The sequence below is a fragment of the Rhizobacter sp. P3_C12 genome (assembly GCF_056402735.1).
The window spans coordinates 19,301-40,505 of record NZ_JBFUGW010000008.1 but is presented as its reverse complement, the minus strand read 5'-3'; the positions used below and the strand labels follow the sequence as shown (position 1 = coordinate 40,505).

Here is a 21,205-nt window from a genome sequence, read left to right as displayed (position 1 = left end):
CTGGCGGGCATGAACGAACAGGCATTGGCCCGCGCACGGGCATTGATCTCACGCGGCGGCCGCCGCATTCTCGGCCTGGTCGGCCCACCGGGCGTCGGCAAGTCGACCGTCGCGCAGCAACTGGTCGATGCGCTGGACGGCGCCGCGGTGCTGCTGCCGATGGATGGCTTCCACCTGGCGAACGTCGAGCTGGCCCGGCTCGGCCGCGCCGGCCGCAAGGGGGCGCCGGACACCTTCGATGCCGGCGGCTATGTGGCCCTGCTGCAGCGGGTGCGCGGCCAGCAGGCCGCAGGCGGCATCGTCTACGCGCCGGAATTCCGCCGCGAGATCGAGGAGCCGATCGCTTCGGCGATCCCGATCCCGCCCGAGACTCCGCTGGTGATCACCGAAGGCAACTACCTGCTGCTGGAGTGCGACGGCTGGGCCGGCGTGAAGCCGTTGCTCGACGAGGCCTGGTATGTCGACGTCGATGACGCGCTGCGCCGGCGCCGGCTCGTCGAGCGCCACATGCGATTCGGCCGCAGCGAGCCCGAAGCCCGCGCCTGGGAGGCCGGCACCGACCAGCCGAATGCCGAGCTGATCGCTGCGACCGCGCCGCGCGCCGACTGGCGCTGCGCGGTCTGAGCCGGACGGCTGGCCGGTCGCCTTACTTGCGGCCGTAGGTGATCTTCTTCGCGCCGCTCTCGCAGCTGCCGACCACCTTGGCGTCGCCCACCTTGTCGGCGTCGACGATCTCCAGCACGTAGCCGGTGACCTGCTTGGCGTCGAGCTTGGCGGCGATCTCGGTCTTCAGTTCGTCGCAGGACTTGCCGGCGGCGAAGGCGGGGCCGGCGGCCAGGGTCAGGGCGGCCAGGGCCAGGGTGAAGGTGGCTTTCATCGGGGTTCTCCGTGGGGTTGTCTTTGAATGATTTCGGACGGTGGTCCGGCGCGCATGGTGCCACGCCGCGCGCGGCCCTGCGTTTCAGGGACAGCTGCGCAATTCGCGGCCGCTCCACTTCAGCGCCGGATSGGGGCGCTCCAGCTGGTCGGTGAGCACGCCGCTGAGCCGCCCGCTGTTGCCGAACGCGAAATTGCCGCCGTAGTTCACGTCGGCGATCAGCCAGCGGCCGTCGACGCGGTTCAGCACCACGGTGTCGGTCCAGCCGGTCGCGTCGAGCTTGCCGCCGGCGTCGAAGAACATGCGCACCGGCACCCAGGCGATGTCGCGGGCCAGCCGTGCCGGCTGGGCCTTCACGCGGCTCGGGCCCTCGAACAGGCTGGAGTAGAGATCGCCCTCGACGAACGGCGGCTTGTCGCCCGGCTGCGTCGCGAGGAAGGCCTCGTCGTAGCGGTGCGCCGTCTGCAGCAGGCACTGCAGGCGCGGTGTCAGCAGGCCGGCGATCAGCTTCAGGGCGGGCCCGTCGGGCGCGCCGCCGTTCGGCAGCTGGGCGATGCGCAACTCGTAGAAGGCCTGCACGGCGGTCTGCGGGCTCGCGGTGGCGTCGGCAGCGCTGGCGTCGTGCGAGGGGACCTGGGCGGCCAGTGTCAGGGCGAGGGTCAGCAGGGCGGAGCGGTGCATCCGCGGATTGTCCCCGGCCGGTGGGGAGCGCAGCGCGTCAGCAATTCACGCCGCGCGCCGGTTCATCGTGTCAGCGTGTTGCCGTCGGCCGCACCCGCCAGATCACGTTGCCGACGTCGTCGGCCACCAGCAGCGCACCTTGCCTGTCGAGCGCGACGCCAACCGGGCGACCCTGCGCATTGCCTTCGGGCGACAGGAAGCCGGTCAGCACGTCGATCGGCGGCCCGGCTGGCCGGCCCTGCGCGAACGGCACGAAGATCACCTTGTAGCCGCTGTGCGGCTTGCGGTTCCACGAGCCGTGCTGGCCGATGAACATGCCGTCGGCGAAGGCGGGCGGCAGCGCATTGCCGCGGGCGGCCGCAAGGCCGAGCGAGGCGGTGTGCGGGCCGAGCGCGTAGTCGGGCGCGATCGCGCGCGCCACCATGTCGGGCTGCGGCGGCTTCACCCGCTCGTCGACGTGCGCGCCGTAGTAGCTGAACGGCCAGCCGTAGAAGGCGCCGTCCTTCACCGAGGTGAGGTAGTCGGGCACCAGGTCGCTGCCGATCTCGTCACGCTCGTTGACGACGGTCCACAGTGCGCCGGTCTGCGGTTCGAAGGCGAGCCCGTTCGGGTTGCGCAGGCCGGAGGCGAACACGCGGTGCGCGCCGGTCTTCGCGTCGACCTCCCAGATCGCTGCGCGGCCCTCCTCGGCGGCGAGGCCGTTCTCGCCGACGTTGCTGTTGGAGCCGACCGTCACGTAGAGCTTGCTGCCGTCGGCGCTCGCGATCAGGTTCTTGGTCCAGTGGTGGTTGAGCGTGCCGGCGGGCAGGTCGACCACCTTGGTGCCGCTGCCTTGCAGGGTGGTCGCGCCGGGCGAGTAGTCGAAGCGGACGACGGCATCGGTGTTGGCCACGTACAAGCTGTTGCCGACCAGCACCATGCCGAACGGCGACTGCAGGTTCGAGAGCAGCACGCTGCGCGTCTCGGCGATGCCATCACCATCGGCATCGCGCAGCAGCGTGATGCGGTTCGCGCTGGGCACGCCGGCACCGGCCTTCTTCATCGTCATCTTCATGAACCAGCCGCGGATGCCCTTGCCGTCGTCGGGCTTCGGGGGCGCGTTGGTTTCGGCGACTAGCACGTCGCCGTTGGGCAGCACGCTGAGCCAGCGCGGGTGCTCGAGGCCGCTCGCGAAGGCCTGCACCTCGGTGCCCGGGGCCGCGGTCGGCTTGACGCCGCTCGGCCAGCCGGTGGCGGGCGCGATGTTGACCAGCGGGATCAGGCTCTTGTCTGGCGGCGGCAGCTTCGGGTTCGGGCCGGTGCCGTCGGCGACCTGCAGCGTGGCGGGGCCGCCGCACGCGGCCAGCGCGAGGGCGATGGATGTGGCGAGAGTGAGCGGGCGGCGAGTCATGGAGCCACTGTCCGGGCGCGCGCGGAAGGCGGATGTAGGCGGGCGGGCCGACTTGCTGTCAGACAGCGCCTCGATGCAGGGCCTGTGGGCATCGTCCGACAGGCATCGCCGCCTCCGACTGACGGCGGCCGCACGCTGCTGCGCCTAAGGTTGAGCCGTCTCAGGACAAGGCTGCGACGGCGACGGTGCCGCCGCAAATCGCTCAACCAGATCAGCTCAACCAGAGCGCCCTCGGGCGCATGACAGGAGAGAACCATGAACAAGCACACTCTGACGACGACGGCCGCTGCAGTCCTGCTCGCGGGCGTGGCCCTCACCGGTTGCGGCAAGCGTGACGCAGCGGAATCGACCGCGGCGAACACGAACGACAGCGTGATCGCGCAGGCCGAGCAGAAGGGCCGCGACATGCAGGCCGATGCGTCGCGCGGCATGGACCAGGCCAAGCAGGCCGGCCGTGACCTGGCGCAGGACGCCAAGTCGGCCACCGACAAGGCCGGCGACAAGGTTGCCGATGCGGTGATCACGACGAGCGTGAACGCCGAGCTGGCGAAGGACTCGAGCCTGAGCGCGCTGAAGATCAACGTCGACACCGCCAACGGGCGCGTCGCGCTGCGTGGCACGGCGCCGAGCGAGGCGGCGCGTGAGCGCGCGACTCAGCTGGCGTCGAACGTGAAGGGGGTCGTCAGCGTCGACAACCAATTGAGCGTGGAGCCGGCGAAGGGCTGAGGCCGCGGCTTCAAACTTCAGTCTTGATCATCGCGGGGCGGGGTGTTCGTTGTTGCTCCGTCCCGCGAAGGATCGATGTGTCCCTCGCTGGCCAACACGCCCTGGACCATTTCCTCCAGGGTCGCAGTCTGCTGACGCACAGGCAGCGTGAACGCAGGGCGGGTCTCGACCTTTCCATCATCGTTCTTGCGAAGAAAAGACGGGCTGGATCTGGTCTTGCCAGCAGCGGGCTTGGAGGCGGTTGACTGATCCGCTTCCTTCGTCAATCCGGGGTGCGATTCAGCGAGCCTTCGAGGCTCGAATGAGGGATTCAGGGATTTGCGGTTTGGCTGTCTCGACAGCTGTTGCACCCGTCGCAGTGCAGTGAGTTCCTCGGGTGATCTCGGCGGGATCAACGTGGCGTCCGCTCGCGGACCGCATAGCTCGATCGCCAGCCGCAGCAGTGCATCGGTGGATTGGCGCGGATCGCTTGGGGGCTGAGACGCCACACGTCGGCGGCCGGGGGCGACTATCTCTCTGAGGTCGCTCATCGGCCTGCGGGAGGGAATCTGCCCTTGGATCTGTCTCGTCGAGTTCTGTCGAATCGGATGTGGATCGGCTGCCTGTTTGTCTCGGCGAAGAGGTGGGCTGGAGCGGTGCTTGTTTTTCCAGTCGTCTCTTTTCTGACGCTCTCGCCTGGCGGCGCGGATCGATTGGGCGAGACGGACGTTGCGAAATCTTGATGCTGCGCGGGAAGGCGAGCCCGGATTTCGTTCCGGTGAGCTCGGCACGGACATGCGTTGCGTGGCGGGCGGCTTGGCATGGGAGGGTGGCGTCAAGGGCGGCAAGGGATCTCTTGTGGACGCTGAGGCGCTGTGACTGCGCAAATGTTCGCTRCCCGGTGATCCGCTGCCCTCCTCGGTTTTTCTCTCTCTGCACCTGCGCGGAAGGGCCCGCTTGTTGTCCCTCGTCAACCCGAGATGCTCAAGCGTGCGGGTGGCGTGTGCTCGAACAGCGCCGATGGGCTCGGTGGACGGAAACTCCTCGCCAGATTCGCGGGCCGGCGATGCACCTTGGCTGAGGCAGCGTTTGACCTTGTTCGTTGGATGCATCCTCGGACTCCTCGTTGGAATGGGAATGACGTGGATGAGTGAGACGCGATCGACCGGGAGTTCCAGCGCTTGATGGGATTCGCTCCCGGCTGCCTCGTCACTGATTCGTGGAGCTGGTACCTGACATCGGGTCCGACGGCAGCGTCGAGGGTYGATCCTGTTGCGCGTTCAATTGGAATTTCAACGCCGAGATCTCGGCCAGTGCGATCTCGAGTTGCTGCTTCAATTTCTTCTTGTCGCCCTTCAACCGCAGAATCTTGTCTTCAGGTCGTTCGGGACGCGGTGGCAACACCGTGTCGACGTGCTCCGTACCGCTGCAGGTATTGGTCTCCCTGTTGATGCGTTCGAGGAAGGGGAGGTTGACCAGCCTGGGCACTGCGTGCTTTCTTTCGGGAAGCGATGTACGTCGTGTCAATTCCTGCGCCCTGGGTGACTGGCTGCTCGTCCTGGCGCGATTCTGTCCTCGAGGGCTGCTGCTGGCGGTCCGGCTGAGAAGCCGCTTGATGGGAGAAGCCTTGCGAGGGGACTCTTCCGGCGTCCGCGATTCAGGGGACTTCGGCTCGTCCCTGCGGTGCCTGGATTGATTGGGACTTGTCTGGAGGCGAGGGCGATGCGTCGCGCGCCCCCCGCTCTCCTCATTTTTTTTGAACCGAACCTTGGGGCCCTTCTTGCCGAGTTCTGTCGATTCAGGGCGAGGGCGAGGGCTGGGGCGCAGGGAGCCGGTCTTGGTGGCCGTTGGCTTGGCGGTACCCGTGATGGTGACCTCAGGCCTTTTGGTGGGTGGAAGTGTCTTGCCGATTATCGAAGATGCGTCGAATCGGTTTCGCTTGAACTGTTCGGCGATGGACGGCCCGCGCTGCCTGGCCTCGGAACTGCATCTTGCCGCCTGGTGGTGGATCGCACGAGGGGACTTCTCTTTGGGTGTCACAGCAACTCCATGGAGCAACATGCTCGGTCAGAAACAACGAGCACTGAGTCACCACGCTGTCGCAGCGGTTCCATCTGGAAGCTGAAAAGCAAAAGGGCCACCGCAGGGTGGCCCTTGTAGCTACCGAACATCGCTCGGAGACGAACGAGACGGGGGTCTTGGCGCCGGGTACGGGTTCCGGATTCCGCCCAGTGGTGCGGTCGGTTTGTCGCCTTGATGGGATGGAATTGTGCCGTGCTCCGCGCGCGCCCATCGTTCGAAAAGGGTAAGGAAAGCAACGCTTGTCAGTCGATGGCAGCAGCGAGCGGATAAGCTCCCGCCCTCGGCGCCACCATGCCACCCTGTTTCGCGTTCCCGCCCCACCCGTGGAGATCCCTCGCGTGTTCCGCTACTTCGAGAACCTGCTGCACCCTTACCCCGATACCGTGCCCGTGCCGCCGCCGCGCGGCTTCTTCGCCTTCGTCTGGGCGTGCACGCTGGGCTCGCGCCGCTTCGTGCTCGGCATGATGCTGTTGACCGCCGCCTTCGGCGTGTTCGAGGCGATGCTGTTCAGCATGATGAGCCGTGTCGTCGACTGGCTCAGCACGACGAAGCCCGCCGAGCTGTGGCCCACGCACAGCCTCACGCTGCTGCTGCTGGCCGCGATCCTGCTCGCCAGCCCGATCGCCGCGGCCTTCCAGACGCTCTTCAAGCACCAGGCGCTGGCCGGCAATTTCCCGATGCGCCTGCGCTGGAACTTCCACCGGCTGATGCTCGCGCAGAGCATGAACTTCTACCAGGACGAGTTCGCCGGCCGCGTCGCCGCCAAGGTGATGCAGACCTCGCTCGCGGTGCGCGACACGGTGATGATCCTCACCGACGTGCTCGTCTTCGTCATCATCTACTTCACGACGATGGCCGCGGTGGTCGGCACCTTCGACGCGCGCCTGCTGCTGCCCTTCCTCGCCTGGCTGGGCCTGTACGTCGCGGCCCTGCGGTACTTCGTGCCGCGGCTGGGCAAGATCGGGCAGGCGCAGGCCGATGCGCGCTCGCTGATGACGGGCCGCATCACCGATGCCTATACCAACATCGCCACCGTCAAGCTGTTCTCGCACGCGCAACGCGAGGCCGGCTTCGCGCGCTCGGCGATGCAGGAGTTCATGCAGACCGCCTATGCGCAGATGCGGCTGGTGAGCGCCTTCGAGATCGTCAACCACAGCCTGAGCATCGGGCTGATCATGTCGACCACCGGCGCCACGCTGTGGCTGTGGGTGCAGGGCGAGCTCGGCATCGGCGCGGTCGCTGCCGCCACCGCGATGGCGCTGCGCCTGAACGGCATCTCGCACTGGATCATGTGGGAGATGGCGTCGCTGTTCGAGCACATCGGCACGGTGCACGACGGCATCAACACCTTGTCGCGCCCGCAGGCGGTGGTCGACCGGCCCGATGCGCGCACGCTGTCGGTGACGCGCGGCGAGATCCGCTTCGAGCAGGTGGGCTTCGCCTATGGCGGCAGCAAGCCGGTGATCGACGGGCTGTCGCTGCACATCCGCCCCGGCGAGAAGATCGGCCTGGTCGGGCGCTCGGGCGCCGGCAAGTCGACCATCGTGAACCTGCTGCTGCGCTTCTACGACGTCGAATCGGGCCGCGTGCTGATCGATGGCCAGGACATCGCCGGCGTGACGCAGGACAGCCTGCGCGCGCAGATCGGCATGGTGACGCAGGACACCTCGCTGCTGCACCGCTCGGTGCGCGACAACATCCTGTACGGCCGGCCCGATGCCGATGACCTGCAGATGGTGGCGGCCGCAAAGCGTGCCGAGGCGCACGAGTTCATCCAGGGGCTGACCGACCCGAAGGGGCGCCAGGCCTACGACGCGCATGTCGGCGAGCGCGGTGTGAAGCTCTCCGGCGGCCAGCGCCAGCGCATCGCGATCGCCCGCGTGATGCTGAAGGATGCGCCGGTGCTGCTGCTCGATGAAGCCACCAGCGCGCTCGACTCCGAGGTCGAGGCGGCGATCCAGGCCAGCCTGTACCGGCTGATGGAAGGCAAGACGGTGGTCGCGATCGCGCACCGGCTGTCGACGATCGCGGCGATGGACCGGTTGATCGTGCTCGACAAGGGGCGCATCGTCGAGGAGGGCGACCACCGCAGCCTGCTGGCGCAGGGCGGGCTGTATGCGCGCCTGTGGGCGCATCAGAGCGGGGGGTTCCTGGGGGAGGAGGCGGAGGACGTGCCGGAGACGATGTCTGCCTAGACAACGCTGCTAGAAGCCAATCTCCGAGAAGGCATCGGAAATCACGAGGGATCGCAGTTCCGCTGCGAGGTTCTCCTTCCCCGACTCGTCGAAATCCGGGGAATTGCAGACGTTGAGCTGTGCAGGCATCTGGCCGACCGCAAGGCTTTTCAGATAAGGGGCGACCTGCCCATCATCGCGAATTTCCAGGCCAACCCATGTCGTTTGCGGTGCTCGGCCATCCGCCGGCCTGGATTGCTTGAAGGGCTTGGGCGCCACCGCATAGCGGAGTTTCGCGTCGACGGCAACGGCCTGCAGCGCCGAACCTCCGCCATACCCGTTCAGGATGTCGGCGACGCGCTTGAACAAGTCCTGCTGACGCGCCACCTGTCGGTCGTGCTTTTGCTGGCGGCTCGTGAGAAGCCCGTGACGGACCAAGCCATCTTTCAGCGAGGCGCGGCACTGACTCATTCGCCGGCCGATGCTTGCCGGGGCGTTCAACGGAGTGTGGTGCAGGAGGCTGTAGCCCTGGACCCGTTGCCTGAGTCGGTTCATTGTGAGATCACCAGGTTGAAAGACTCCCTGAGTGGCCGGCATCTGCTCAATCGTTCCGCTTCTTCACCCGCACCGGCACCGTCGCATTGCAGACATTGATGTGCCGCGGGCTGTGCACGAACCAGTCCTCGCGCCGCACCCGCCGGGCGTCGAGCAGGGCACGCCAGGTCGCGGTGTCGGTGCGCATCACCTCGATCGCCGGCCGTTCGGCATCGGGCATGTCGGCCAGCAGCCGCACGCGGCGGATGCCGCCGCGCTGGTCGGGCTGCGCGTAGAAGCCCATCTCCGCGGTACCGCGCCGCAGCGAGGCCAGCTCCTGGATCCCCTGCAGCACCCGCCCGACCAGCGTGATGTTGAGGTCCAGCCCGCGCGGCGCCTGGCCGATCACCGCGTACAGCTCGCTGCCGTTGCTGCTGTCGACCGCCATGTCGCGGCCCGCGCCGACCATGCCGTAGCAGTGCGCCAGCCACGCCCGGCCGCCGCGCGGATCGGCCGCCACCGGCAGGCCGTCGACGAAGCCGGTCACCGGCGCCCAGCCGTCGATGTCGGGCAGGCGCGTCAGCGGCAGGCCCTTCAGCGGCACCGAGAACTCGGCCGGCAGCTGGCGTTGCGCGCTGCCCAGCGGCCGGGCCTTGTCGGCCGACTCGGCATCCGGGTCGCCCCATTGCGCGACGTAGTTGTCCTGCACGCGCACGACCGCGAGGCCATCGAAGAAGCCCTCGTGCGCCAGCGTGCGGATGTTCTCGACATGCCGCGGCGCGAAGCGCGGCGCGAGCTCGATGACGATCGGCCCGCTGCGCGGATCGGCGAGTTCCATCACGAGGGTGTCGGCAGCCACCAGCGGGCGCCAGTCGGCGGCTGCCGAGCGTTCGATCACCTCGGCGACGGTCGGTGGCGCGGCGCCGGCCCAGGGCGCCGCGATCAAGGCCAGTGCGGCGCAAAGCGCGCGCGGGAAGGAACGGGAAGGGGGCATGGGCCGGCTCCGTGAGGACAGGGAGCGGCCACGATATCAGCCCCTATCAATCACGAGATCAGCGGCGGCCGTCCCAGTCGCGCCGGTCGTGGTCGCGGTCGCGCCAGTCGCGGCCGGGGCCTGGGCCGTAGTACGGCGCCGGTTCGACCACTACGGTGCGCTGGCGGTAGCCGCGCGGTGGCACGACGATGCAGGCGCTCAGCAATTGCGTCGCGGCAACGATGCCGACCAGGCCCAGCATGCGGCGGTTCAGAAAGCGTTTCATCGTGGGTCTCCTGTAGGCCGTACAGCGGCCTCGCCATGACAACGGGTGCGGTCGCCCCGATGTTGACGCCCCCGCGTTGCTGCGAGGTAAAGGGCGGGTATCAGTCTGTTCGGCGTGGGGCCGAAGCGCCGCTATCCGACGTTGATGACCGGCGCCGCGCGCCGCTGCCGCTCGAGCATCCACAGCAGGTAGACCACGATCGCGATGTTCAGCAGCAGCGTCGCGACCCGCAGCGCGCTCACGCGCTGCAGCACCTCGTAGAGCTCCACCGGCACGTAGATGGCGCCGCCCGCCGCACCCAGCCAGGCCCCCCAGCGGTAGCCGCGCCACAGGCCATACGCTTCGGCCAGCCGCACGCTCGCATACAGCGCCGCCAGGCCGGCCAGCAGCCACAGCCGTGCATCGGTGAGCTGCGAACTCGCCTCGAGGAAGATGTGCGGGAAGTGCCGGTCCGGGTCGAGGTGCAGCCCGGCGACCAGCGCCTCGGCCAGGTGCCGCACGTCGCGGTGCAGCAGCGACAGCAGCCCGAAGCCGCCAGCCAGCACGGCCAGGCCCTTGATCGCCTCGAACAGCGCGACCAGCTGCATCGTGCGCGGCGGATGGGGGCGCGCTGTCACGATGTGCTCATGACGTCAGCGGCCGTGCGGCGGGTGCGTCGATTACGAGATCGCTGCGCGGTTGCGCCACGCACGGCAGGATGAATCCTTCGGCCTTCTCTTCGGCGCTCAGCCCCGGCCAGTCGATCGGGTATTCGATGCGGCCGCTGACGAGCTTGCAGATGCAGGCGCGGCAGGTGCCGTTGCGGCACGAGCTCGGCAGCCGCAGGCCGGCCAGTTGCGCCGATTTCACGAGGCCTTGCCTGGCAGGCGCCGCAAAGCGGAAACCGCCCGGTTCGACGACGGCTTCGAACGGCGCTGCTGCGAGCGGTGCCGCGCTGTCGCCGCTCATTCGGCGGCGGCCTCGTCCAGGAACCTCACCTTCACCTTGCGGCCCTTCAGCTTGCCGCTGTTCAGCCGCTGCAGCGCCTGCTTCGCGATCGCGCGATCGACGGCGACGTAGGTCGAGAACTCGCCGACCTGGATCCTGCCGACCTGCGCCGCGGTGAAGCCGGCCTCGCCGGTCAACGCGCCCAGCACGTCGCCGGGGCGGATCTTGTCCTTGCGCCCGCCGAGGATCTGCAGCGTGCGCATCGCCGCGGTCAGCGGCCCGCCGCCGCTCGGCGTGAGCTCGGCGAGCTTGTGCCATTGCGATTCGCGCCCCTGCACCTGCTCGATCTGCCCGACGCGGCCCATCTCGTCCATGCTCGCCAGGCTGAAGGCCCAGCCTTCCTCGTCGCCGCGGCCGGTGCGGCCGATGCGGTGCGTGTGCACCTCGGGGTCGGGCGTGATGTCGACGTTGATCACCGCCTCGAGCTGCGCGATGTCGAGGCCGCGTGCCGCCACGTCGGTGGCCACCAGCACCGGGCAGCTGCGGTTGGCGAACTGCACCAGCACCTGGTCGCGGTCGCGCTGCTCCAGGTCGCCGTGCAGCGCGAGCGCCTGCACGCCCTGCGCCTGCAGCACCTCGACCAGGTCGCGGCACTGCTGCTTGGTGTTGCAGAACGCGATCGTGCTGGCCGGGCGGAAGTGGTTCAGCAGCAGGCCGACGGCATGCAGCCGCTCGTCGTCGCGCACCTCGTAGAAGCGCTGGCGGATCTTCGCGGCCGCGTGCTGCTCGCCCAGCTTGACCTCGCGCGGCTCGCGCAGGAACTGCTGGCTCAGCTTGGCGATGCCGTCGGGGTAGGTGGCCGAGAACAGCAGCGTCTGGCGCTGCTTCGGGCAGCGCTTGGCCACCGCGACGATGTCGTCGAAGAAGCCCATGTCGAGCATGCGGTCGGCCTCGTCGAGCACCAGCGTGTTCAGCGCGGCGAGCGACAGCGTCTCGCGCTCCAGGTGGTCGAGGATGCGCCCCGGCGTGCCGACGACGATGTGCGCACCGTGCTCCAGGCTCGCGATCTGCGGGCGCATCGTCGCGCCGCCGCACAGCGTCAGCGTCTTCACGTTGTCCTCGGCGCGCGCGAGGCGCCGGATCTCCTGCGTGACCTGGTCGGCCAGCTCGCGCGTCGGGCACAGCACCAGCGCCTGCACGTCGAAGCGCTTCGCATCGAGCCGGGCCAGCAGCGCGAGCGCGAAGGCGGCGGTCTTGCCGCTGCCGGTCTTGGCCTGCGCGATCAGGTCGTGGCCGGCCAGCGCGATCGGCAGGCTGGCGGCCTGGATCGGCGTCATCGTCTCGTAGCCGAGGCGGGACAGGTTCTCGAGGGTCGCGGCGGAGAGCGGCAGCTGGCTGAATGCGGCTGAGGGCGAGGGCGGGGGCGCTTGGGTCATGCGCCCGATTATCGGTGCGCGCCTTCGAAGGGCGCTCAGCGGGCGGCGGCGCGGGCCAGCACGCGGCTCGCGGCCGAGGTCGCCGACAGCCGCTGCGTCAGGTACTCGGCCAGCCGCACGTGCTGGCTGAACACCACGTTGAAGCGCAGGTGCGGGTCGCCGGCGTTGTCGGCCATGAAGGTGGCGCCGCGCACCAGCAGGATGCCGTTGCGGTAGGCATCCTTCACGAGTTCGTCGATGTCGATGCCGTGCGGCACCGTGCCCCACAGGAAGAGCCCGCCCTCGCCGGGGTGGTCGAGCAGCACGCCGGCCTGGCGCAGCTGGCGCGTCGCCAGGCCGCGCGCGGTGCCGAGCTTCTGCTGCAGCCGGTCGACGTGCTTGCGGAAGCGCCCGGTCGACAGCAGCTCGAGCAGCACGTGCTCGTTCAGCGAGGCGGTGGTCAGCACCGAGAGGATCTTCTCGCGCAGCAGCGGCTTCAGCCACTGCGGCTCGGCCGCGACGTAGCCCAGGCGCAGCGCCGGGCTCAGCGCCTTGCAGAAGCTGGAGTAGTAGATGACGTTGCGCAGCTCCGACAGTTGGGCGAGGCGCGTCGGGTGGCCGGGGTGGAAGTGGCTCTGCACGTCGTCCTCGGCCAGCAGGAAGCCGTGCCGGTCGGCCAGCCCGAGGATGCGGTGCAGGTTGGCCGCGCTGCTGCTCCAGCCGGTCGGGTTGTGCAGCACGCTCTGCACGAAGAACATGCGCGGCCGGTGTGCGGTGCAGGCGGCCTCGATCTGCGCGAGGTCGGGGCCGTCGTGGCGCCGCGCGATCGGCACGATGCGCACGCCCATCTGCCGCAGCCGGTCGAACAGCAGGTGGTAGCCGGGGTTGTCGACCATCACCGCGTCGCCCGCCTGCAGGAAGGCGCGGCAGATCAGGTCGATCGCGTGGGTGCCGCCGTAGGTGGTCAGGATGCGGTTCGCATCGGCCGCGATGCCCTGGCCGCGCATCAGCGTGGCAATGCGCTCGCGCAGCTCGGGCAGCCCCTGCGGCGGGCAGCGCGCGGCCATGCCGCCGTTGGCGCGCGCCAGGCCGCGCTGCACGACGATGGCGGGGATCGCGTCTTCGAGCCACGACACCGGCAGCGAACCGGCGCTCACCGGCAGCACGCCGGCGCGCTGGTCGTGGGCCTGCTGCACGAGCCAGACGGCGTCCTGCTCCTCGCCGGCTTCGAGCATGGCATCGAGCACCGGGGGCGCCGCCGTCTCGCAGACGTAGAAGCCGGCCGTGCCGTGCGATTCGACGACGGCCGCCGCGACCAGCCGGTCGTAGGCGGTGACCACGGTGTTCGGGCTCACGCCGAGCTGCCGCGCCAGCGTGCGGATCGACGGCAGCTTCGCGCCGGCCGACAGCCGGCCATCGTCGACGAGCGCGCGCAGCCGGGTCTCGATCTGGTCGGCGAGCGGCGCGGGGGAGTCGCGGTCGAGGGAGAACATGTTCAGCGGGAGGYTCAGCGGGCGAGAAGCAGCATCGCCAGCACGGCCAGCGATCCCGCCATGATGGCATTGAATGCCTCGCGCCAGCCGGGGCGCGTGAGCACCCGGCGCAGCCCGGCGCCGAACAGCGTCCACATCGAGATGCAGGGGAAGTTGGTGGCCAGCGTGATCGCCAGCACCACCAGCGCGGCCATGCCGGTCGGCATGCCCGTCGGCATGAAGACCGTCGCGACCGTGACCGACTTGAGCCAGGTCTTCGGGTTGACGAACTGGAACGCGGCCGCCTCGAAGAAGCCGACCGGCTGCGCGAGCTCGGAGCCGAACACCACCGGCGTCGTCAGCTTCCACGCCATCCACAGCAGGAACAGCGCGCCGGCGATGCGCAGCGCGTCGTGGACCGCCGGGTGGTCCGCGAGCAGCGTGCCCAGCCCGAGGCAGGCCAGCCAGGTCTGCACGCCCCCGCCGATGCTGACGCCGAGCAGGTGCGGCAGGCTGCGCCGGTAGCCGAAGTTCGCGCCCGAGGTGGTCAGCAGGATGTTGTTCGGGCCGGGCGTCGCCGACATCAGCAGCGAGTAGCTCAACAGGGGCAGCAGGTCGTTCATCGCGTCTCCTTCACGGTGGAGACGAGCTTGGGGGCGCCGCCGCCGCGCGGGAAGCTACAGGGCAGGGGGTCGGGCCGAGGCACTGTATCAATCGCTGCGGGGGCACAGTCACGGCACGCGCAGGCTGGGCTACGCTCGACGCACCCTCTGTTTTCCGGACCCCGACGATGGACCTGCCGATCTCCTGGCGCGATGTCGACATCGCTGCTTCTCACCTCGAAGGGGTGGCCCACCGCACGCCGGTCGCCACCTCGCGCACCGCGAACCAGCGCACCGGCGCGCAGGTGTTCTTCAAGTGCGAGAACCTGCAGCGCATGGGGGCGTTCAAGTTCCGCGGTGCCTACAACGCGCTGGTGCAGCTGGACGCCGCGCAGCGCCGCCGCGGCGTGATCGCCTGGTCGTCGGGCAACCATGGCCAGGCGATCGCGCTGTGCGCCAGCCTGCTGGGCATGCCGGCGGTGGTCGTGATGCCGCAGGACGCACCCGCCCTCAAGATTGCCGCGACCCGCGGCTATGGTGCCGAGGTCGTGCTGTACGACCGCTACCGCGACGACCGCGAGGCGATCGGCCAGCGGCTTGCCGCCGAGCGTGGCTTGACGCTGGTTCCGCCGTACGACCATCCGCTGGTGATGGCGGGGCAGGGCACGGCCACGAAGGAGCTGATCGAGGAGGTCGGCCCGCTCGATGCGCTGTTCGTCTGCACCGGCGGCGGCGGGCTGCTGAGCGGCAGCGCGACCGCCGCCCACCACCTGTCGCCCGACTGCGCGGTGTACGGCGTCGAGCCGGAGGCCGGCAACGATGTGCAGCGATCGTTCCGGCGCGGTGAACGCGTCAGCATCCCGGTGCCGCAGACCATTGCCGACGCGGCGCAGACGCAACTGGTGGGTGCGCTGACCTTTCCGGTGATCCAGCGCCGGGTGCGCGACATCCTCACCGTCAGCGATGCGCAACTGGCGCGCACGATGCGGTTCATCGGCGAGCGCATGAAGCTGGTCGTCGAACCGACCGGCTGCCTGGGCGCGGCGGCGGTGCTCGAGGGGGTGCTGCCGCTGGCCGGCCTGCGGGTCGGTGTGATCCTGAGCGGCGGCAACATCGACCTCGGGCGGTATGGCGAGCTGGTGGCTGCCGCATGAGCAGCGGACGGCCCGTGAAGACGTGGCAGGGCAGCTGCCACTGCGGTGCGGTGCGCTTCGCGATCGAGACCGACTTTCCCGAGCTGACCACCTGCGACTGCTCGATCTGCCGGCGCAAGAACGCGCTGATGGTGAAAGTGCACGAGAGCCGCTTCACGCTGCTCGCCGGCGAGGCGTCGCTCAGCGAGTACCGCTTCCACACCCGCACCGCGCGGCATTTCTTCTGCAGCACCTGCGGCATCTATCCGTTCCATCGCAAGCGCGTGACGCCCGATTTCGTCGGCATCAACGTGTTCTGCCTGGAGGGGTTCGACCCGGCCGGCATTCCGGTGCGGGCGACGGTGGGTGCGGCGATGGTTTGAACTCGATGCCTGGAATCGCTCAAGTCGGCGCAGGAACGGCCGATATCGCCGCAAGCGAGGCCTTGCCATGTCCAACACCTTCTCCATCGGCCTGTCCGGCCTGAACGCCGCTCAGCTGCGGCTCGACAGCGCCGCCCACAACGTCGCCAATGCGCAGACGCCGGGCTTTCGGCGCCAGCAGGTCGTCCAGCAGGCGCAGCCGGAAGGCGGCGTGCGGGCCGAGATCGCTGCGCAGCGGCAGGTCGGCGGTTCGCTGGAGGCCGATGCCGTCGAGCAGATGTCGGCCAGCTACACCTATCAGGCCAACCTGCGCACCGTGAAGGTGCAGGACGAGGTGCTGGGGTCATTGTTGGACGCCGTGGCGTAACGTGACGACATATATCTCGTACTTGCCTTTGCGGTTCTTAACGTCAACCAATCGTCAACAAGACCCGTTGTGGACACAAGCCGGGCGACAGCCGGGCCAGCTTCAGGAAGTCGGGCAGAACGACTTCCATCCAATTCGGGATACACCATGACCAAGTCTCTGATCGTTGCCGCCGTCCTGTCCGCTTTCGCCGTGGGTTCGTTCGCTCAAGCCGCTGCGCCGGCCGCTGCCGCTTCGGCTCCCGCCAAGAAGGCAGCCCACAAGAAGCACCACAAGGCTGACAAGAAGGCCGAAGGCGCTGCACCGGCTGCGTCGGCCGCTGCCAAGTAATCAGGCCCCGGCCTGAGATGAAGAAGCCGGGCTTGCCCGGCTTTTTTTCGCCTGGCCATCGCGATCTTCGGTCGGCGACGGGTGCCGACGGGCGCGGCGGCCTAGTCTGGATTGGAAGGTTGTCAGGCAATGGCTGCTCGCCCTGTCGGACGGACCCTTCGCACTGACACGGGGATTGGAGTTTTTCTGACCCCCTGCAACGAGGGGCCCCGACAGCGCAGTCGTCGGGCAACGCCTAATCTTCAGTCATCGAGTTTGGGCTTGTTGAGGTCGACGACCACTCCCAGGCAAGGTGCTCCACGGAGGCTTACATGAGCTCTACATCGCAGATCGCCCGCTACGAAATCCGGTTCCAGTCGTTGTTCAACGAAGGCCGGGCCCTGGCCTTTCCCTGCGATGCCGAGGGGCATGTGCAGATGGACGCACTCAGCGACCGGGCCCGCACCAACTACCTGTATGCCCGAGCCGTCGTCGGTCGCGAGTACGCGACGCCGGCCGTGATGCGCAGCGACCTCCACTGAGCAACGCCGCCCGGCATGCTGTGCGCGTCAGCGCACAAAGCCGCGGTGGCTCATTTGCCGGCGATGCCCAGCAGCTCCACCTCGAACTGCAAGGTGGCATTCGGCGGGATGACCCCCCCGGCACCGGCTTCCCCATAGGCGATGGCCGGCGGACACACCAGCAGCGCCTTGCCTCCCACCTTCATGCGCTGCACGCCTTCCGTCCAGCACTTGATCACCCGGTTCAACGGGAATTCCGCCGGCTCCTTGCGAGCGTAGGAACTGTCGAATTCCTTGCCGTCGGCGAACGTGCCGCGGTAGTGGACGCGGACACGGTCCGTGGCCGCCGGGCTCGGTCCCGACCCCTCCTTCAGCGAGCGATACACGAGGCCGGTCGGCGTGACCAGCGCGCCCTGCGCCTTCGCCGCGCTGGCAGCCAGATCGGCCTGTGCAAAAGTTGACAGGCTGATCAGGCAGGCCGTGAGGCCGATCAATGGTGTCTTCAAACCGTGACTCCCGAGGTCAAATGAGGGGCGACCATCATCGCCGAACCGCGCCATGGGCCGGCAACATCGATGCATGGCGACGCACTTGGAACACAGGCTTACGACTCGTGTTGGGTCGTGTCCTTTTCAACGGCATCGACAAGAGTCCCTGTCTATAGGGTGGGTACGTGGCGATGTGCCACGCCACACAGGGGGTATCTCAACCTCCTGTCCGATCATGACGACAAGCCACCTCACTTTCAGCGTTTCACTCGCCGCCACGGCTGCTGACCTGCAGGATGTCTGCGGCGTCCGTGCCTGCGCCTATGGGCATCATCTGCCCGCCATGCAGGAAACCCTGGCCGTCCCCGATGCCCTGGACGGCCGGCGCGGCACGGCCATCCTGGTCTGCCGCGACAAGGCCACCGGTGCCGCCACCGGAACCGCGCGGATCCAGCGCAATGTGGCGATGCCGCTGCAGCTGGAGGGCAGCGTGATCCTGCCGCGATGGCTGGCCGACGAGCCGCGCGCCGAGCTCACCCGGCTGGCCGTGATGCCGGGTGCCGATCCGCAGACCCGGCTCATCCTGATGAAGGCCGCCTACCTGTACTGCCTGGCGAGCCAGGTGCGCTGGATGGTGATCGGTGCGCGCAGCAATGCGCTGATCCGGATCTACCAGGGGCTCGGATTCACCGATGTGCTCGGGCCCGACGACCGGGTACCGCTCGCGCATGCCGGCAACCTGCCGCACCGCATCCTGGCCTTCGATGTCACGGCGGCCGAACGCACCTGGCTGGCGTCAGGCCACGGGCTGTATCCGTTCATGATCGAGACCTTCCATCCGGATCTGAACCTGTTCCCGAAAGAATCCATGCTGCCTCAGCACGAGGCTCGTGTGGCGGCGTGACGCCCGGCGACGGCAGCACGCCGCTCCATTGCGCCAGGACCTGCATCAGTTCCTGGCGGTTGAAGGGCTTGGCGAGCAGGTCGTCCATGCCGGCATCGGCGCAGGCGCGCCGATCCTCGTCGGTCGACGTGGCCGTGATCGCGATGATCGGCACCCTGGGAAGGAGCAGGGTGCGCTCCTGCGCCCGGATCTCACGGGTGGCGGCCTGTCCGTCCATCGTGGGCATCTGGCAATCCATCAGCACGATGTCGGGCCGCTGCGACTCGCGCAGCGCCCGCCCGACGGCGTCGCGCCCATTGCCCACGCGTTCGTGGATCAGCCCCTGTTGTTTCAGGTAGGCGCAAAGGATCAGCGCGGAGACATCATCATCCTCCGCGACCAGCACGCGCCGCAGGTCGATCACGGGGGGCGCCGGCGCTGCACCATCCCGTGCTTCGCCGGGCGCTGTCGTGGAGGGCAGCCGGGCGATGAACACGAACTGGGAGCCGACGCCCGTCTGGCTGTGCACGCTCAGCGAGCCGCCCATCGCTTCGGCCAGTTCGCGGGCGATGGTGAGGCCGAGGCCGGCACGGCTGCTCATCGGCGCGCCGTCGGTGGCGGGCAATGGTGGAGTGGGCGCATCGAAGAGGTGATCCTGATCGGCCGGCGCGATGCCCGGGCCGGAGTCGCTCACCTCGACCTTCACCATGTCGGGCTCGCTCGTGCGCACGAGGTTCATCTCCACGCGGCCCCTCTCGGTGAATTTGATGGCGTTGCCGAGCAGGTTGTGCAGCACCTGCCTGAACCGCGCGGCGTCGCCCACCACCCAGCTCGGCCGCGCAAACGCATGCGTCATCGAGAAATCGAGGCCCTTGTCGGCGGCACGCAGGGCGAACACGTCGCCCACCAGGCCCGCCTGCGTGACGATGTCGAACACCTCGTGCCGGATCGGAAAGTGCCCGGTCTCGATGCGCGAGACGTCGATCAGGTCGTTGATCAACCTCAGCAGGTGGGTGCCCGATGACTCGATCAGCTCGAGGCGATGCTGCACGGCAGGTTCGCTCGCCTCGAGATGGAGCAGCCGTGCGACGCCGAGGATGCCGTGCAACGGCGTGCGCAGCTCATGGCTGATGTTGGCGAGGAACTGGTTCTTGACCTCGATCTGCCGCTGCGCCAGCTCGAGTGCGGCCGCCTTCTCCCGGGCCAGCGCCTGGGCCTCGACCCTCAGCAGGATGCTGGCGGTGAGGCGTCGTTCGCCGGCGCGGGCCGTCAGCAATTGCAGGCCCAGCAGCATCAGCAATCCGAGGCTGCCGACCACGCCGACTTCATCGGCCCGCAGCGCCAGCCCGAGGGCCGTGGGCACGATGATCGGCCCCACATAGGCCGCGGTGGCCAGCAGGCGGGCCTGCAGCCCGAAGGTGGCGACGCAGGTCACGCAGGCCAGGGCCGCCGCGACGAAGGACGAGACCTGCACCGGCTGGTGCATCAGCCAGAGGCCCGCCACCCCCCAGACCGCGCCGTCGAGTGCCAGCAGGCCGTACGTCAGGCGCCGCCAGCCTCGGGTGGCCGGCTGCCCGGCGCGCGCATGCCTGTGGGCCGTGAAGATCCGCAGGGCCGACACCGTCAGCTTGACGATCATCCAGCCGCGCACCCAGTCGAGCGGGGTGGAGCCCGACCAGTAGATCGCCAGCAGCACGGCGAATGCCGTCGCGAGCAGCGTGCCGGCGCGTGTGTGCAGCAGCACCATGCGCAGCAGTTCGGCTGCGACGTGTTCGGCGTGGGCGGCGTCCAGCGGGGGGATGGGTCCAACCTCGCCAGGAGCGCCAAGGCCCGGGATCTCACCCGACGTGCGATGCAGTGCCATGTGTTGTCTCCCCGCGCGCCAGTATGCAACCGGGCCGGGCCGGTGGGCCGCTGGCGGGCGGCCGGCGCCGGCCGGTCGCTTCATTTCGGGACATACGTACACTGTTGGATTGCCAGTCCACAACGATCCGATGACCATCCTGTTGGCCCCGATGGAGGGGTTGCTCGATTTCACGCTGCGTGACGTGCTCACCCGCGCCGGCGGCATCGACCGTTGCGTCTCCGAGTTCATCCGCGTCACCGGCACCTTGCTGCCGGAGCGCGTGTTCCTGCGCATCGTTCCGGAATTGCGCCATGGCGGGCGCACGCCGAGTGGCGTGCCGGTCAGCGCGCAGCTGCTCGGTTCCGATCCGGGCTGCCTGGCCGAGAATGCCGCGCGCCTGGCGTCGCTGGGACCGGCCGGCATCGATCTCAATTTCGGCTGTCCGGCGAAGGTCGTGAACCGGCATGGCGGCGGCGCCGCGCTGTTGCAGGATCCGGAGCTGCTGGCGCGCATCGTCGCCGCGGTGCGGCGTGCGGTGYCGATGACGATGCCGGTGACGGCCAAGATGCGCCTCGGCTTCGACGACGACCTGCGGGCCGTGGAATGCGCGCAGGCCATCGCGGGTGCCGGCGCGGCGGAGCTGGTCGTGCACGCACGCACCAAGGCGCACGGCTACCGCCCGCCGGCCTATTGGGACCGCGTGCATGCGGTGCGCATGGCCGTGCCGATTCCGGTGATCGCGAACGGCGAGATCTGGACGGTGGCCGATGCGCATCGCTGTCGCCAGGTGTCGGGATGCGATGCGCTGATGGTCGGCCGCGGCATGGTGGCCGACCCGGGGTTGGCGCGTGCCATCGCTCGGCCGGGCAGTTCGCTCGGCTGGGCGCAGCTGCTGCCGCTGATGCTGCATTTCTGGCAGCTCGTGGGCGGGCATGTCGAGCCGCGTCATCGCGCCGGTCGCCTCAAGCAGTGGTTGAATTACCTGCGGCGCCGCCACCCGGAGGCCGAAGCGGCCTACCAGGCGGTGCGCACCATCAATGACCCGCAACTGCTGGAATTGCATCTGCAACAGTGGTGCGGCGCGAGTCATACAGCTTCACACGCGAGACATCAAGCGATTGCAGACGTGCCCGCATAATGACCTGAACCATTTCGAG

The 21,205-nt window shown here is 68.7% G+C and carries 24 protein-coding genes; 10 read left to right on the top strand and 14 right to left on the bottom strand.

The window, feature by feature from the left end; translation table 11 throughout:
• The first annotated feature begins 9 nt into the window (after positions 1-9).
• Positions 10-624, top strand: coding sequence for a nucleoside/nucleotide kinase family protein (locus AC1DXV_RS03025; protein WP_477932424.1), 615 nt, complete (start codon positions 10-12; stop codon positions 622-624).
• A 22-nt stretch (positions 625-646) separates the two neighbouring features.
• Here AC1DXV_RS03025 and AC1DXV_RS03020 read toward each other — a convergent pair whose 3' ends face one another.
• The 3 genes from AC1DXV_RS03020 to AC1DXV_RS03010 all read right to left on the bottom strand — a co-directional run bounded on the left by AC1DXV_RS03020 (position 647) and on the right by AC1DXV_RS03010 (position 2,948).
• Positions 647-877, bottom strand: coding sequence for a DUF1161 domain-containing protein (locus AC1DXV_RS03020; protein ID WP_477872256.1), 231 nt, complete (start codon positions 875-877; stop codon positions 647-649).
• Between the two features lie 84 nt (positions 878-961).
• Positions 962-1,558 (bottom strand): YqhG/Tai3 family protein, encoded by a 597-nt coding sequence (locus AC1DXV_RS03015; RefSeq protein WP_477932423.1) that lies wholly within the window; start codon positions 1,556-1,558, stop codon positions 962-964.
• A gap of 70 nt (positions 1,559-1,628) precedes the next feature.
• Positions 1,629-2,948, bottom strand: a complete 1,320-nt coding sequence (locus AC1DXV_RS03010; RefSeq protein ID WP_477932421.1) for a PQQ-dependent sugar dehydrogenase — start codon at positions 2,946-2,948, stop codon at positions 1,629-1,631.
• A gap of 255 nt (positions 2,949-3,203) precedes the next feature.
• Between AC1DXV_RS03010 and AC1DXV_RS03005 the strand changes: the two genes are divergently transcribed.
• A complete protein-coding gene (locus AC1DXV_RS03005; RefSeq protein ID WP_477870811.1) occupies positions 3,204-3,674 on the top strand; it encodes a BON domain-containing protein in 471 nt (156 codons plus the stop codon).
• Positions 3,675-4,862: 1,188 nt separating this feature from the next.
• On the opposite strand, the gene AC1DXV_RS03000 is transcribed toward AC1DXV_RS03005, so the two are convergent.
• The gene (locus AC1DXV_RS03000) at positions 4,863-5,141 is read right to left on the bottom strand and encodes a hypothetical protein (RefSeq protein ID WP_477932419.1); all 279 of its coding nucleotides are present in this window, start codon (positions 5,139-5,141) and stop codon (positions 4,863-4,865) included.
• A gap of 932 nt (positions 5,142-6,073) precedes the next feature.
• Here AC1DXV_RS03000 and AC1DXV_RS02995 point away from each other — a divergent pair.
• Positions 6,074-7,930 carry an ABC transporter ATP-binding protein gene (locus AC1DXV_RS02995; RefSeq protein ID WP_477932443.1) on the top strand — a complete coding sequence of 619 codons (1,857 nt, stop codon included), beginning with the start codon at positions 6,074-6,076 and terminating at the stop codon, positions 7,928-7,930.
• A gap of 9 nt (positions 7,931-7,939) precedes the next feature.
• Here the strand turns inward: AC1DXV_RS02995 and AC1DXV_RS02990 are convergent, their stop codons facing one another.
• From AC1DXV_RS02990 to AC1DXV_RS02955, 8 genes are all read right to left on the bottom strand, one after another.
• A complete protein-coding gene (locus AC1DXV_RS02990; protein ID WP_477873734.1) occupies positions 7,940-8,464 on the bottom strand; it encodes a hypothetical protein in 525 nt (174 codons plus the stop codon).
• 46 nt (positions 8,465-8,510) lie between these two features.
• On the bottom strand, positions 8,511-9,437 hold the full coding sequence (locus AC1DXV_RS02985) for a peptidylprolyl isomerase (RefSeq protein WP_477932417.1): 927 nt from the start codon (positions 9,435-9,437) through the stop codon (positions 8,511-8,513).
• Between the two features lie 58 nt (positions 9,438-9,495).
• Entirely contained in the window at positions 9,496-9,702 is a 207-nt protein-coding gene (locus AC1DXV_RS02980; RefSeq protein WP_477870817.1) for a hypothetical protein, read from the bottom strand.
• 131 nt (positions 9,703-9,833) lie between these two features.
• Positions 9,834-10,319, bottom strand: coding sequence for a DUF2127 domain-containing protein (locus tag AC1DXV_RS02975; protein WP_477870819.1), 486 nt, complete (start codon positions 10,317-10,319; stop codon positions 9,834-9,836).
• A 7-nt stretch (positions 10,320-10,326) separates the two neighbouring features.
• Positions 10,327-10,650 carry a 2Fe-2S iron-sulfur cluster-binding protein gene (locus tag AC1DXV_RS02970; RefSeq protein WP_477870821.1) on the bottom strand — a complete coding sequence of 108 codons (324 nt, stop codon included), beginning with the start codon at positions 10,648-10,650 and terminating at the stop codon, positions 10,327-10,329.
• Positions 10,647-12,065 carry an ATP-dependent RNA helicase DbpA gene (gene dbpA, locus AC1DXV_RS02965; protein ID WP_477932415.1) on the bottom strand — a complete coding sequence of 473 codons (1,419 nt, stop codon included), beginning with the start codon at positions 12,063-12,065 and terminating at the stop codon, positions 10,647-10,649. Before dbpA ends, AC1DXV_RS02970 begins: the two co-directional genes overlap by 4 nt.
• Before the next feature lie 35 nt (positions 12,066-12,100).
• The gene (locus tag AC1DXV_RS02960; protein WP_477932413.1) at positions 12,101-13,537 is read right to left on the bottom strand and encodes an aminotransferase-like domain-containing protein; all 1,437 of its coding nucleotides are present in this window, start codon (positions 13,535-13,537) and stop codon (positions 12,101-12,103) included.
• A 14-nt stretch (positions 13,538-13,551) separates the two neighbouring features.
• Positions 13,552-14,139, bottom strand: coding sequence for a LysE family translocator (locus AC1DXV_RS02955; RefSeq protein ID WP_477932411.1), 588 nt, complete (start codon positions 14,137-14,139; stop codon positions 13,552-13,554).
• A 167-nt stretch (positions 14,140-14,306) separates the two neighbouring features.
• Between AC1DXV_RS02955 and AC1DXV_RS02950 the strand changes: the two genes are divergently transcribed.
• The 5 genes from AC1DXV_RS02950 to AC1DXV_RS02930 all read left to right on the top strand — a co-directional run bounded on the left by AC1DXV_RS02950 (position 14,307) and on the right by AC1DXV_RS02930 (position 16,852).
• A complete protein-coding gene (locus AC1DXV_RS02950; RefSeq protein ID WP_477932409.1) occupies positions 14,307-15,272 on the top strand; it encodes a threo-3-hydroxy-L-aspartate ammonia-lyase in 966 nt (321 codons plus the stop codon).
• Positions 15,273-15,286: 14 nt separating this feature from the next.
• The gene (locus AC1DXV_RS02945) at positions 15,287-15,634 is read left to right on the top strand and encodes a GFA family protein (protein ID WP_477871673.1); all 348 of its coding nucleotides are present in this window, start codon (positions 15,287-15,289) and stop codon (positions 15,632-15,634) included.
• Between the two features lie 67 nt (positions 15,635-15,701).
• The gene (locus AC1DXV_RS02940) at positions 15,702-16,001 is read left to right on the top strand and encodes a flagellar basal body protein (RefSeq protein WP_477871671.1); all 300 of its coding nucleotides are present in this window, start codon (positions 15,702-15,704) and stop codon (positions 15,999-16,001) included.
• Positions 16,002-16,148: 147 nt separating this feature from the next.
• Complete coding sequence (locus tag AC1DXV_RS02935) at positions 16,149-16,331, top strand: hypothetical protein (protein WP_477871669.1); 183 nt, start codon at positions 16,149-16,151, stop codon at positions 16,329-16,331.
• 311 nt (positions 16,332-16,642) lie between these two features.
• Positions 16,643-16,852 (top strand): hypothetical protein, encoded by a 210-nt coding sequence (locus AC1DXV_RS02930; protein ID WP_047511430.1) that lies wholly within the window; start codon positions 16,643-16,645, stop codon positions 16,850-16,852.
• 50 nt (positions 16,853-16,902) lie between these two features.
• On the opposite strand, the gene AC1DXV_RS02925 is transcribed toward AC1DXV_RS02930, so the two are convergent.
• Positions 16,903-17,337 (bottom strand): FKBP-type peptidyl-prolyl cis-trans isomerase, encoded by a 435-nt coding sequence (locus AC1DXV_RS02925; RefSeq protein WP_082004684.1) that lies wholly within the window; start codon positions 17,335-17,337, stop codon positions 16,903-16,905.
• Between the two features lie 217 nt (positions 17,338-17,554).
• On the opposite strand from AC1DXV_RS02925, the gene AC1DXV_RS02920 reads away from it, so the two are divergent.
• On the top strand, positions 17,555-18,223 hold the full coding sequence (locus AC1DXV_RS02920) for an N-acyl amino acid synthase FeeM domain-containing protein (protein WP_477932407.1): 669 nt from the start codon (positions 17,555-17,557) through the stop codon (positions 18,221-18,223).
• On the opposite strand, the gene AC1DXV_RS02915 is transcribed toward AC1DXV_RS02920, so the two are convergent.
• Positions 18,138-20,273 carry a response regulator gene (locus AC1DXV_RS02915; protein WP_477932405.1) on the bottom strand — a complete coding sequence of 712 codons (2,136 nt, stop codon included), beginning with the start codon at positions 20,271-20,273 and terminating at the stop codon, positions 18,138-18,140. The two genes, AC1DXV_RS02920 and AC1DXV_RS02915, sit on opposite strands and share 86 nt — an antisense overlap.
• Here AC1DXV_RS02915 and AC1DXV_RS02910 point away from each other — a divergent pair.
• Positions 20,197-21,186 (top strand): tRNA dihydrouridine synthase, encoded by a 990-nt coding sequence (locus tag AC1DXV_RS02910; protein ID WP_477932403.1) that lies wholly within the window; start codon positions 20,197-20,199, stop codon positions 21,184-21,186. The two genes, AC1DXV_RS02915 and AC1DXV_RS02910, sit on opposite strands and share 77 nt — an antisense overlap.
• Positions 21,187-21,205 lie beyond the last annotated feature (19 nt).

Coding starts and splice junctions, on each gene's coding strand:
- AC1DXV_RS03025 (WP_477932424.1), top strand. CDS start 10: ATGAACGAACAGGCATTGGCCCGCGCACGGGCATTGATCTCACGCGGC.
- AC1DXV_RS03020 (WP_477872256.1), bottom strand. CDS start 877: ATGAAAGCCACCTTCACCCTGGCCCTGGCCGCCCTGACCCTGGCCGCC.
- AC1DXV_RS03010 (WP_477932421.1), bottom strand. CDS start 2,948: ATGACTCGCCGCCCGCTCACTCTCGCCACATCCATCGCCCTCGCGCTG.
- AC1DXV_RS03005 (WP_477870811.1), top strand. CDS start 3,204: ATGAACAAGCACACTCTGACGACGACGGCCGCTGCAGTCCTGCTCGCG.
- AC1DXV_RS02990 (WP_477873734.1), bottom strand. CDS start 8,464: ATGAACCGACTCAGGCAACGGGTCCAGGGCTACAGCCTCCTGCACCAC.
- AC1DXV_RS02985 (WP_477932417.1), bottom strand. CDS start 9,437: ATGCCCCCTTCCCGTTCCTTCCCGCGCGCGCTTTGCGCCGCACTGGCC.
- AC1DXV_RS02980 (WP_477870817.1), bottom strand. CDS start 9,702: ATGAAACGCTTTCTGAACCGCCGCATGCTGGGCCTGGTCGGCATCGTT.
- AC1DXV_RS02970 (WP_477870821.1), bottom strand. CDS start 10,650: ATGAGCGGCGACAGCGCGGCACCGCTCGCAGCAGCGCCGTTCGAAGCC.
- dbpA (WP_477932415.1), bottom strand. CDS start 12,065: ATGACCCAAGCGCCCCCGCCCTCGCCCTCAGCCGCATTCAGCCAGCTG.
- AC1DXV_RS02960 (WP_477932413.1), bottom strand. CDS start 13,537: ATGTTCTCCCTCGACCGCGACTCCCCCGCGCCGCTCGCCGACCAGATC.
- AC1DXV_RS02955 (WP_477932411.1), bottom strand. CDS start 14,139: ATGAACGACCTGCTGCCCCTGTTGAGCTACTCGCTGCTGATGTCGGCG.
- AC1DXV_RS02950 (WP_477932409.1), top strand. CDS start 14,307: ATGGACCTGCCGATCTCCTGGCGCGATGTCGACATCGCTGCTTCTCAC.
- AC1DXV_RS02940 (WP_477871671.1), top strand. CDS start 15,702: ATGTCCAACACCTTCTCCATCGGCCTGTCCGGCCTGAACGCCGCTCAG.
- AC1DXV_RS02935 (WP_477871669.1), top strand. CDS start 16,149: ATGACCAAGTCTCTGATCGTTGCCGCCGTCCTGTCCGCTTTCGCCGTG.
- AC1DXV_RS02930 (WP_047511430.1), top strand. CDS start 16,643: ATGAGCTCTACATCGCAGATCGCCCGCTACGAAATCCGGTTCCAGTCG.
- AC1DXV_RS02920 (WP_477932407.1), top strand. CDS start 17,555: ATGACGACAAGCCACCTCACTTTCAGCGTTTCACTCGCCGCCACGGCT.
- AC1DXV_RS02915 (WP_477932405.1), bottom strand. CDS start 20,273: ATGCCGCCGGCGCGGGTGAGCACGTCACGCAGCGTGAAATCGAGCAAC.